Annotated in this window: 9 protein-coding genes; 3 read left to right on the forward strand and 6 right to left on the reverse strand. The window is 57.5% G+C overall.

The genetic code is table 11. From position 1 onward, the window contains the following. The coding region (locus K9B33_RS22550; protein ID WP_318011166.1) for an alpha/beta hydrolase at positions 1-814 on the forward strand (814 nt) is incomplete at its 5' end. A gap of 78 nt (positions 815-892) precedes the next feature. Here K9B33_RS22550 and K9B33_RS22555 read toward each other — a convergent pair. From K9B33_RS22555 to K9B33_RS22575, 5 genes are all read right to left on the reverse strand, one after another. Then, positions 893-1,678 (reverse strand): enoyl-CoA hydratase/isomerase family protein, encoded by a 786-nt coding sequence (locus tag K9B33_RS22555; protein WP_224551360.1) that lies wholly within the window; start codon positions 1,676-1,678, stop codon positions 893-895. A gap of 72 nt (positions 1,679-1,750) precedes the next feature. Next, entirely contained in the window at positions 1,751-2,635 is an 885-nt protein-coding gene (locus K9B33_RS22560) for an enoyl-CoA hydratase (RefSeq protein ID WP_224551361.1), read from the reverse strand. A 49-nt stretch (positions 2,636-2,684) separates the two neighbouring features. Further along, a complete protein-coding gene (locus tag K9B33_RS22565; RefSeq protein ID WP_224551362.1) occupies positions 2,685-3,944 on the reverse strand; it encodes a CaiB/BaiF CoA transferase family protein in 1,260 nt (419 codons plus the stop codon). After that, on the reverse strand, positions 3,944-4,705 hold the full coding sequence (locus K9B33_RS22570; RefSeq protein ID WP_224551363.1) for an SDR family NAD(P)-dependent oxidoreductase: 762 nt from the start codon (positions 4,703-4,705) through the stop codon (positions 3,944-3,946). Before K9B33_RS22570 ends, K9B33_RS22565 begins: the two co-directional genes overlap by 1 nt. Before the next feature lie 63 nt (positions 4,706-4,768). Continuing rightward, positions 4,769-5,911 carry an NADH:flavin oxidoreductase gene (locus tag K9B33_RS22575; RefSeq protein WP_224551364.1) on the reverse strand — a complete coding sequence of 381 codons (1,143 nt, stop codon included), beginning with the start codon at positions 5,909-5,911 and terminating at the stop codon, positions 4,769-4,771. 336 nt (positions 5,912-6,247) lie between these two features. Between K9B33_RS22575 and K9B33_RS22580 the strand changes: the two genes are divergently transcribed. Together K9B33_RS22580 and K9B33_RS22585 are read left to right on the forward strand one after the other, a co-directional pair. Continuing rightward, positions 6,248-7,237, forward strand: coding sequence for a zinc-binding alcohol dehydrogenase family protein (locus K9B33_RS22580; protein WP_224551365.1), 990 nt, complete (start codon positions 6,248-6,250; stop codon positions 7,235-7,237). Between the two features lie 269 nt (positions 7,238-7,506). Then, positions 7,507-9,915, forward strand: coding sequence for a TonB-dependent receptor (locus K9B33_RS22585; protein ID WP_224551366.1), 2,409 nt, complete (start codon positions 7,507-7,509; stop codon positions 9,913-9,915). A gap of 196 nt (positions 9,916-10,111) precedes the next feature. Here the strand turns inward: K9B33_RS22585 and K9B33_RS22590 are convergent, their stop codons facing one another. Next, positions 10,112-10,414 carry a DUF1330 domain-containing protein gene (locus tag K9B33_RS22590; protein WP_224551367.1) on the reverse strand — a complete coding sequence of 101 codons (303 nt, stop codon included), beginning with the start codon at positions 10,412-10,414 and terminating at the stop codon, positions 10,112-10,114. Between the last annotated feature and the right edge of the window lie 337 nt (positions 10,415-10,751).

Consider the following 10,751-nt stretch of genomic DNA (forward strand, 5'->3'; position numbering starts at 1 on the left):
AAGACTGATTGCAGACGTTGGTGGTGCCGACGGCGCGCCGCTCGTTGTTCTCCTGCACGGCGGCGGACAGACTCGCCACAGCTGGTCTAACGCTCAGAAGAGCTTGATCGGCGAGGGCTATCGTGTGATCAATTTCGACGCGCGCGGCCATGGCGAGAGTGACTGGTCACAAAACGGTGATTATGGACTGCCTGTACGCAGTCACGATCTTGCGACGGTGATCGGAGACTATCATGGGCCGATAGCACTCGTCGGTGCCTCAATGGGGGGCATGACAAGCTTCTATGCCGTTGGACACGGAATTGTGCCTGGTGTGCAGGCACTTATCATGGTTGATATTGTGATACACCCAGCAGCTATCGGAGTTCAGAACATACGTCATTTCATGGCCGCACATGCTGATGGCTTTTCCTCTGTCGATGAAGCTGCCGATGCCGTGGCCGCGTACAATCCACAACGAACCCGACCGCGAGACACGCGTGGATTGATGAGGAACCTGCGGAAACGTCCGAACGGCAGGCTTCATTGGCACTGGGATCCGCGCATGCTGGACGCTGATTCAATTCCCGAGAACCATACTTGGACCGATGAGCTGGTGGCAGTCAGTGATCGGGTATGTCTGCCTACACTTGTAATACGCGGCGAACAGAGCGACATCGTTGATGACGCGGGGGTCGCTGAAATGCGCGCGCTGGTGCCGCAAACGGAGATCTTCACCATTCCGGACGCTGGCCATATGGTAGCGGGCGACAAGAATGATGTATTTAACTCAGGCGTGATCGACTTTCTCCGCCGTTCCGTAGCAGCATTATAGTTAAAAGCGACCATGAAATATGTTTTTCAATCGCTGAGCGGTCGTGTAACTTAACAAATTTTGGGCAGCCGCATCACTCTAAGCTATTTTGTGCTTTCCGCCCGTGAGTTTCTCGATTGTTTCGCGCACCTCTTCACCTGCGAGCGTTTCCATTTCGTAGGCCAGTGACAATTCAAATGCAGCGCCGTAGAGGTTGCGCGTGATGCGAGCGAATGCGCGCTTTGTTCCGCGAACGCCACCACGTGGCAGCGCGGCGATCTGCCCCGCCAGCGCCATGGCAGCGGGCAGGGCATCCTCTGGATTTTCCACGATATCGCTGACTAGGCCCATCGCATGGGCCTCGGCACCAGTGATGGCGTCGCCTGTCAAAAGATACCGCTTCGCGCGCATCACGCCCATGCCTTGCGACCAGCCAAGTATGCCGCCATCACCCGCCACAAGACCCAGTTTTACATGTGGATCGGCAATCTTCGCGTCCTTCCATGCCACGATGATATCGCTACAGGTGACGACCGACGCACCCAGGCCGATTGCGGCACCTTGAACGGCCGTTATCACCGGAATGGGCATGTTTACGAGTTCGTTGATAATGCTTAGCGCCTCGCGCCGGAGCCGCTCTCGAACTTCAAGCGAGCGATTTGCCACCAGTACGCCATCGAGATTTCCACCTGCCGAGAACGACTTGCCCTCTGACGAAATTACCAAAGCTGCGGGTTGCTGATCCTGAGCAACTTGGGCGAGTGCGCGGGGAAATTCTGAATGTAATGCATCGTCGAACCGATTATGCACATCTGGCTTGATGAGCCGGATATGCGCCACGGAATCCTCGACGTTCACTGTGAGGCAAGAAAATTCTGATGGCATCTAAGACCTCCAATGTGGCACCGCGTAGAACTTCAAGCAAAGGTTGGATTGGTCGTGGCGCGAGCTTCCGGCCTATTTAGCTTTTGCGTTTTCGCGACTGGCTGCGGCCATCGCTCGCCCGTCGAGCCCGCCGATGACGCTGCCCGATGTGAGCACGTTTTGCGCATGAGCAAGTTGATGCATGTGGAATACGCCATCCATCGCGCTCCGTTTGCCGCGAAGATCCTCGATCATGTTGAACGCCTGTTTTGCCAATGCCATTCCAAAGCGAGGCTTCTTGGCCAGGTCGGCGGCTATTTCCGTGACGGTGTGTTCGAGTTTGTCGCGTGGGACGACTTCATTCACCATTCCAAAGCTATAGGCCCGTTGGGCTGGCATCCGGCGTCCCAGAAGCAGAAATTCGCGTGCGACACGCGACGGCAGCTCATAGGCGTGAGCGAAATATTCCACGCCTGGGACACCCATGAACATCACGGGATCCTGGAAATACGCATCCTCAGATGCGACGATCAGATCGCACACCCAGGCCAGCATCAGGCCGCCAGAAATGCAGGCGCCTTGGACCATGGCGATCATCGGCTTGGGAATGGCCTGCCAGCGGCGGCAAAGACCCAGATAGGCGTCCTGCTCGAGAACCCACTGGAGTTCCGGACCTTCCTTGTTAGAGTGATCGTACCACAAATCGGCGCGGGTACGCTCCATATGCTTGTCGCGGGCGGGGGTGCCGATGTCATGGCCGGCGGAGAAATTCTTCCCCTCGCCCTTGAGCACTATGACCTTCACGCCATCGTCGTCGACGGCACGGCGGAACGCGGCATCGAGCTTGTCCAGCAGCCGAAAGTTCTGCGAATTATGGTAGCGTGGCCGGTTCAGGCTGATCCATGCGACGCTGTCGCGAACATCGTAGAGGATATAGTCTTCGACGCTTTCCTGGGTTTCGTCCGCCGGATTGGTCATGTCGCGCGCCTTTCAACAATATGATGCGAATTCACCAGCTTTCGCTGGATCAAAATGTTTTACGACCGATCAGCTTGCCGACCTGCAGAGCATCCACTGCCTCATCCGTGAGGCCAAGCCACTCTGACAGCACTTCGGCACTATGCTCACCCAGTCGCGGAGGGCGACGTCGATATTGGGCAGGGGTTTCCGATAGCCTTCCCGGATAGGCCACGGTTGGGATACTGACGCTGTCTTCGCTGGCAAAATGGCGGACCAGTTTATGTTCGTCGACAAAGGGATCGGCAAACACGTCCTTGATGGTGTTTACCGGCCCACACGGCACGCCTGCCCGATCAAGCGAGCTCGTAAGCTCCGCCACGGTTATCGTGTTCATCGCTTCCTGCAGCAAAGGTTCGAGAACCGACCGGTTCAGTACGCGATCGCTGTTCGTCGCGAAACGCGGATCGATCCCAAGATCGGGTCTGCCCACGGCTTCGCACAAGGAGCGATATTGCGCGTTGTTGCCCGCAGCGACGACAAAATGGCCGTCGGCAACCTGAAAGGCGCGGTATGGCACGACCGTGGGATGCGCGTTACCCATCCGGCCGGGCGTAGCGCCGCTCACCAGATGGGTCATGCCCTGATTGGCCAGCATGGCGATTTGCGTATCGAGCAGCGAGCAGTCGATGTGCTGCCCCTTGCCCGTCTGTTCGGCGTGCCGCAGCGCGACCAAAATGGATACAGCCGCATACATACCGGTCGACAGGTCGGTGATGGCGACGCCGACCTTCAGCGGCGGACCATCGGCATCACCGGTGATGCTCATCAGGCCGCCCATCGCCTGCGCCACGAAATCATAGCCACCCCGTGCGGCATATGGCCCGTCCTGCCCAAATCCAGTGATCGAGCAATAGACCAGGCGCGGGTTGATCTTGATTAGCGCGGCGAAATCGAGACCATATTTGCGCAGGCCGCCGACCTTGAAGTTTTCGACCACGACATCGGCGTCGCTTGCCAGCTGCCGGACGAGCGCCGCGCCTTCGGGCGAAGCCAGATCGATTGCCAACGATCGCTTGTTTCGGTTGCAACTGAGGTAATAGGCGCTCTCACCCGGGCCGTCTTCGCCGACTTCGCCGACTTCGGTTTCGAGATAGGGCGGACCCCATGTCCTGGTATCGTCTCCACTGACCTGCGTTTCGATCTTGACGACATCGGCACCGAAATCAGCAAGGATCTGTGTGCACCATGGACCGGCGAGAACCCGCGATAGATCGAGGACTTTTATGCCGGCAAGAGGCAAAGCCGGCGGTGTAGCCGCAGAGGACATCACGCACCCCCATCGAGATAGATGCGCTGCCCGTTTACATAGCTGGCGGCATCCGAGACGAGGAACCTGACCACGTCGGCAACGTCTTCGGGACGGCTGACCCGCCCGAACGGCGAAGTTGCATTCAGTTCGCTAATGTCTTCCACGCCCCATGCCTTGCTGAGATTTTGCCCCATGCGCGTATCGGTCAAACCGGGCGCGACGATGTTCACATGGATGCCGTATTTGTGAACCTCCTTCGCCATCACTGCCGCCAGCGCTTCTACCGCCGCCTTGGCCATCGTATATGGCGCGGTATTCGGGCGCTGGGTCTTCGTCGCGGCGCTCGATATCATGATGATGTCGCCGCGCGAACAGATGCGCATGCTTGGAATGACAAGCTGTGACAGGCGATGAGGAGCCATGGCGTGGATGCGTAGCAGCAATTCCACTTCCGCGGCGTCGGTATGCAGGACCGGGTTGCCGCGACTGGAGACACCGGCGTTGTTTACCAATATGCTGATCGGGCCCAGATCTTTGACGATCCGATCAATGATCGCAGGCATGCCGTCGAAGTCATCGACCGAGGCCATATAAAAGCGCGCGCACCGTCCCTTAGCGACGATCGCATCAACGACGTCGCTGGCATCCGACTTGTCGATGATCGCGATATCGGCGCCTGCATCAGACAGCGCCGCCGCGATAGCAGCACCGATCCCTCGGCTTGCGCCGGTGATCAGTGCGACGCGTCCCGCAAGTTCCTGCTTTACCATTTCAACCATAAAAACTCCTTGGCCTGCCGCAGTCGTTCCAGCAGACTACCGTCTGGCTCCGAAACCCAGCGCTCAATAAAGACGATCAAGGGTGGCGGGATCGAATGGGTCGGGTTGCTCTTGTCGAGACAGGCGCTGTGGCCATCTTGGATCACCGATGAGTACCCGCCCGGCAGCGACCAAGTCAAATTCTCCACGTTCGAAACGCGCCACAAGCAGGCCGATATTGTCCCTTGTCGCAACGCCTTTGTCGCCGTCAAACATCCCCTTGTTCACGCCAATGCCCCCGACTGCCATCGACATCTTGCCGGTCACCTTCTTTGCCCATCCCGCCAGGTTCATCTGGGATTCGGGATAGGCTGCCTTGTCGAAATAACGCACGCTCGCATCGAACACATCGACGCCGGCTTCTGCCAGAGGGCAAAGCACTTCGGCCAGTTCTTCGGGGTTTTGGGCCAGGCGCGCGCGGAAGTCCTGTTGTTTCCAGTCCGAAAACCTGAAGAAAATCGGCAGATCCGGTCCAATCGCCGCGCGGATGCGGCGGACCAGTTCTTTGGGGAAGGCGCTGCGGCGGGTGCGATCACCACCCCAGCGATCGTCACGCAGATTGGTTTCTTCCCACAGGAAATTGTCGATGAGATAGCCGTGGCCGCCGTGGATGGCGATGCCGTCGAAACCGATGGCGACAGCATTGGCGGCGCAGCGGACGAAGGCGTCGAGTACCGCTTCGATATCATCCTCGGTCATCGGTGCGCCGACCTTAGAATCTGACGGAATCTTGCTCGCCAGGATCGATGTCGTCCTTCCGAGCGGCCCCCATGTGCCAGATGGTGTCATCACCGGCACATCGGGAAACGGGCCAGTGCCAGGCAGCCGCATGGCACCTTGGTGCCAGAGTTGCGGGATGATCTTTGCACCATGTGCATGAACAGCATCGACGACGGTTTTCCAGCCGTCCAGCGCGGCTTTGCCATGTAGTACGGGGATATGGTCTTCTCCCAGACCAGCATCCCCCAGCGCAGCGGGATGATCCACGCCGACCGCTTCCGTGATGATCAGGCCGACACCACCTGCGGCTCGGCGCGCGTAATATTCCGCCACGTTCGCGCCGGGCACGCCGTTCGGACTGAAGCCTCTGGTCATCGGCGACATGGCGATCCGATTGGGAAGGGTCACGCCACGGATGGTCAGCGGGTCGAATAGCCTGTTCGTCAAAATCCACGTCCTTTGTTCACGACCGGACGGGCACGTGATGCCGTCGGAACTCGGGAGTCGCTACATGCGCGCCGTTTGCCGGTGCAACACAAATCTCCCGGCGTGCCTGTAGGTTCAATTCAGATGAGACTTACAGCAAATTCAAGCTGAACATGCTCAGTCGCGTTGGTGCGCGGATTCCAAACATCGCAATAGTCTTGCCTTGTCGGCAACTGCATGAGTTCTGGTCCGCTTCATCTCGGGTGCTGGCATGCGTGCCGCAAGCTGACTAGATATCGCGGGGATCAGGGATATAGTCTCCCTTGTCGCCAACGCATATGATGGGATTAGGGGATTATGATGCGCGCCTGGCTTATTGATGCTGCGGATGGTGGACAAAGCTTGCGGATAGTTGAGCGTGCAAAGCCGGTTTGCAGCGGCAGTGATGTGTTGGTTCGGATCACGGCGGCAGGGATTGTCCCGCTGGACGGGGCGATCATAAGAGGAGAGAATGAAGCGACTTTCCCCCCAGCCGCGTTCCCGCTGACCCCTGGGAACCAAGGGGCCGGCGTCGTCGAAGATCCAGGGTCTTCGTCATTCGCGGTCGGGCAGCGCGTGATGTTTGGCGCATTTCCCTACGGCTTCATGCGAGACGGAAGTTGGGCTGAATACGTAGCAGTCGATGCGAGCCATTTGGCCGCAATGCCCGACGCGCTGTCCGACGGGGCTGCGGCGCAGGCCGTCGTCGCCTATCCTACCGCCTACTTCGCCTTGAAGGAGGCGGGCATGGCTCAAGGCAAGACGGTGCTGGCGACAGGAATTGGCGGGTCGGTCGGCAATGCGGCGTATCAGCTTGCGAAAGCGATGGGCGCCAGCATGGTCATTTCCACTGCCGGATCGACGGACAAGGCTCAAAAGGCGGCTGAGAAGGGCTTCGACAATGTCATCGATCTGTCTGAGGAAGCAATTTCCGACGGTGTGCGGCGACTGACGAACGGCGCGGGCGTTGACATAGTCATCGATTCGCTGGGCGGACAGGTTTTGGCTGATGCCCTGCAGGCACTGGCGCGATACGGGCGTGTCATTTCGCTCGGCTTCTCGGCAGGGCGGCAATCGACGATCACGCTTGCGGATCTGATTCTGGTTCGTGGAAGCGTGCAAGGATATGGGGCGTACACCAATCCGCCCGAAGAGTGGCAGGAAGCTTGGTCATATGTCGAGGAATTGATCCAAAAGGGTGTGATAGCCCCGATTTTCGACAAGAGTTTTCCGTTTGAGAATGCGGTAGAAGGCTTGCGTTACCTCAAGGAGGGGCGTCCATTCGGCGCAGTCGCTCTAGCGATTTGATATGACGGGGGTTTGACGATTGTCGCCGATGGTTTGGATAAATATTTTCTAGTAAAAATATTTAGCTTTTAGTCTTGGCGACATAAATAGCGCAATTATTGACTGTTACAGTTTGTAAATCTCCACATTAATTGGCAGAGAATAGCGGGGCGATATTCGTGGTTTGGATCACAGGATTGATTCAGGCTTTAGCGATTGCATGCGCGTTAGATCAAATAAGCAGTCGAATGATACGACTCAAAAAAGCATTCTATAGGGGATTGGTGAAGATGAGACTTCGCAAACACGACGGAGCGGGTCAGCGCCGGTCGAAATCACAGAACGCGCTTCTGGCGTGCTGTATCCTAACCTCGCCGGCATGGTCTTGCGCGGTGTACGCGGGTGAGGTGCCGCAGTCGGATGGCGCGACGCAGCATTCGGAATCAGGCGATATCGTCGTGACTGCGCGCCGACGTGCTGAAAGCCTCGAGCGGGTTCCTGCAGCGATTACCGCATTCAGCGCCGATCAGTTGATACAACGCTCCATCACGACTCAATCCGACCTTCAAACAAGTGTTCCCGGTCTGACCATGCGCCAGACGCAGGGGCAGAACTCGCTTACTTATTCCATTCGCGGTCAGACGGTCGATGCCTTCTCCGGTTCGCCGACTGCGGTGGTGCCCTATGTGAACGATGTGCAGCTGAACAATGGTGGCGCAGCGTCCTTTTTTGATCTGGCGTCGATCCAGGTTCTAAAGGGGCCGCAAGGCACATTGTTCGGGCGCAACGCCACTGGCGGTGCCGTGCTCTACACCACGGTCGCACCAACCAACATCCTGGAAGGCTATGCGCAGGTACGAGCCGGCAATTTCGGCTTGTTGGCAGTGCAGGGCGCGCTGAACATCCCGCTGGTCGATGATAGGGTTCTCCTGCGCGTTGCGTTCGACATCACGCACCGCAACGGATTTATCTTCAACGACTATTATGACGAGATGATAGGCAAGACCAGCCGTCAGAACGGACGTGTTTCATTGACACTGAAACCAACCGAAAGGCTCACCAATACGACCGTGTTCGAATATGATCGGACCGGGGGTACCAACACCGGCGCAAGCTATCTTTACAGCCTATACCAATGTGGTGAGGGCAACAACGGCCTCAACCTCGCCTGCGGTGCCGCAGCAACTTACAACCCGACGGCGATGGACGCGACGTTCGGCCCGGGCGCATGGAACCAGTACCTTGCGGCGCATCCTGGCACGTTCCCGGGCGGCATCAATGCATTGGCCGAACAGCAGCGCCAGCGCGGACCCTGGTATACCTATGCGGTGTCCCGATCCGACCATCGCGGGCGAGATTGGTTCGTGACCAATACGACGAATTTCGAGTTGGGCGAAGACCTGACACTGAAAAACATCCTCGGCGTTTCGCGGTCCGATACCCGGGACAACCAGATCCAGACGGCCGACCCCTATGGCATCCAGTTGACGGTCAATCCGACCAGCGGAATGTCGGGCAACCGTGCCAAGATTTCGCAATGGTCGAACGAACTGCAATTGCAGGGCAAAGCTTTCGATGGCGCGCTGAACTTCATCGTCGGTGCCTATTATCAACACACCAAAAACCATATCAGTTATCCGCAGAGCTATTTTGATCTCCTACCATTCGTTCCCCGCAGCGGCTACACTCCCGATTTTGAACTGAAGAACGAAAATGAGGCAATTTTCGCGCAAGGAACATACGATCTGGGCTCGATCACGGGGCTGAACGGTCTTCGCGTGACCGCGGGTCTGCGCTACACATGGGAGCAAGTTTCGCTGGAACACTTGCCGCTTTCGCCAGTCTTCGGCGCGCTCGAACAAAAAGCGAAGTTCAGCGATCCAAGTTGGGAGGCGGGATTTGAATATCAGGCTACACCGACATTATTGGCGTACGTCAAAACACGTGGTGGCTTTCGCGCGGGCGGGTTGAATGGTGTCGCCCCGCCGATTCCGGTTACGGCCGATAGAGGCGGAGATCTGTTCGAGTCGGAGCATGTGAAGGACGTCGAGGCCGGCCTGAAATATGGCGGACGCGCATTCAGTCGTCCGGCGCGCCTCAATATCGCAGTCTTCAATCAGTGGATTAACGGGATCCAGCGCGTGCAGTTTCCGGTCGTCAACGGCAACGTTATCGCGGTGACGGTCAACGTACCGCGCGCGGAAGTTCGCGGTATCGAAATCGATGGTTCCATCAATCCCGCCCCATGGCTCGAGATCGGGGCATCGGGCGCGCATACCAATGCAAAATTCACGCGCGATACGACGGTGCTGTTTGGACAGGTGTTCAAGTTCGGTCCCTATCCCGATACACCGCGGTGGTCGGGCTCAGCTTTCGCAACCTTGTTCGCGTCGCTTCCGCAGGATATCGCCAAGATTCGGCTGCGAGGCGAGGTATACGCACAGACAGGGCAGTATTTTTCGAGCACTGCCGGCACCACGACACCGAGGACACGCTTGCCGGGCTACGCCCTGGTTAACGCGCGCCTCGACCTGACAGAAATCAAGGGGACCGAACTGACTGCGGGCATTTTCGCGAAGAATCTTTTGAATAAAGGGTATTTTCTTGGAGGTCTGCCCCAAGGAAGCGCGTTTGGTTCAAATGCCGCTTCTGTCGGCGAGCCGCGAACTTACGGCGTAGAACTTAGATATGCATTTTGAGCATGTAACGTAGAAGATTGCCCTCGGCGGGAAGGGGATCACCTCCCGCCGAGGGCCTTTTCGGTCCGTTCATGCCGTTGGATCGTGGCTAAATTACAAGGCTGTCCCGCAATATTCGGGCGCCGGGCGGACATCCTTCCGATGCAGGGCCTCGGTAGCGCTAGAAACCGGCGAAATCCTGAGGCCGCTCATCACATCAGCCAGTAAACCCTTCAAGGGCCAGGATCGCGTGCGTTGTGCAGGACTGCTGGCGGAAAGGTTTGGCGACCTTGTAGCCCTCGGAGTCATACCATTCCTGAAGCTTGGCCTTGCTCTCGAACTTCAGCAGGACGATGTGCTGCCCAACAGCCTGACCTTCGAGCAAAGTCGGTGTATCATCAATAACGAGCACCTCGATCTGGAAACCTTCCATGCTCGCATAGCCGGCTTCACCATATTTTTGAAAGCCTTCGGCCTCGTTTATGTCCATGAGAGCAAGAAAATAGCCTGGTGTAGTCATATGCATCATTCCTTCTTCAGAAATCTATTGTGCGCATGGGCTGGAACAGCGGGTGATCCGCCCGCGTGACAATCCGATTGCGTCCATCACTGGCACGCAGCACGTTCGAACCCCATGCGTGCGGTCTCCTTCGGATGCCCTCGCTGCCTTTAATACACACAAGGCAGAGACGCTGATTGTTCCTGGATGATCTACGGCGCTTTCATGGCTGCAAGGAAGCGTGCGTTTGACTGCGGCTATTGTGGCCGCGAAGAACATGATAAATAGTGAATTCGGTAGGCAGAAGGCCTGTCGAGCAGGCAGATCCAGTCGATGGTGAGACTGTCGGCCAGACCTA

Origin of the sequence: Sphingobium sp. 3R8 (genome assembly GCF_020166615.1) — a bacterium.
GTDB lineage: Bacteria > Pseudomonadota > Alphaproteobacteria > Sphingomonadales > Sphingomonadaceae > Sphingobium > Sphingobium bisphenolicum.

What these genes read in the sequence shown, in the direction of transcription:
- K9B33_RS22555 (WP_224551360.1), bottom strand. Translation starts at nt 1,678, where the DNA reads ATGCCATCAGAATTTTCTTGCCTCACAGTGAACGTCGAGGATTCCGTG.
- K9B33_RS22590 (WP_224551367.1), bottom strand. Translation starts at nt 10,414, where the DNA reads ATGACTACACCAGGCTATTTTCTTGCTCTCATGGACATAAACGAGGCC.
- K9B33_RS22585 (WP_224551366.1), top strand. Translation starts at nt 7,507, where the DNA reads ATGAGACTTCGCAAACACGACGGAGCGGGTCAGCGCCGGTCGAAATCA.
- K9B33_RS22570 (WP_224551363.1), bottom strand. Translation starts at nt 4,705, where the DNA reads ATGGTTGAAATGGTAAAGCAGGAACTTGCGGGACGCGTCGCACTGATC.
- K9B33_RS22580 (WP_224551365.1), top strand. Translation starts at nt 6,248, where the DNA reads ATGATGCGCGCCTGGCTTATTGATGCTGCGGATGGTGGACAAAGCTTG.
- K9B33_RS22560 (WP_224551361.1), bottom strand. Translation starts at nt 2,635, where the DNA reads ATGACCAATCCGGCGGACGAAACCCAGGAAAGCGTCGAAGACTATATC.
- K9B33_RS22565 (WP_224551362.1), bottom strand. Translation starts at nt 3,944, where the DNA reads ATGTCCTCTGCGGCTACACCGCCGGCTTTGCCTCTTGCCGGCATAAAA.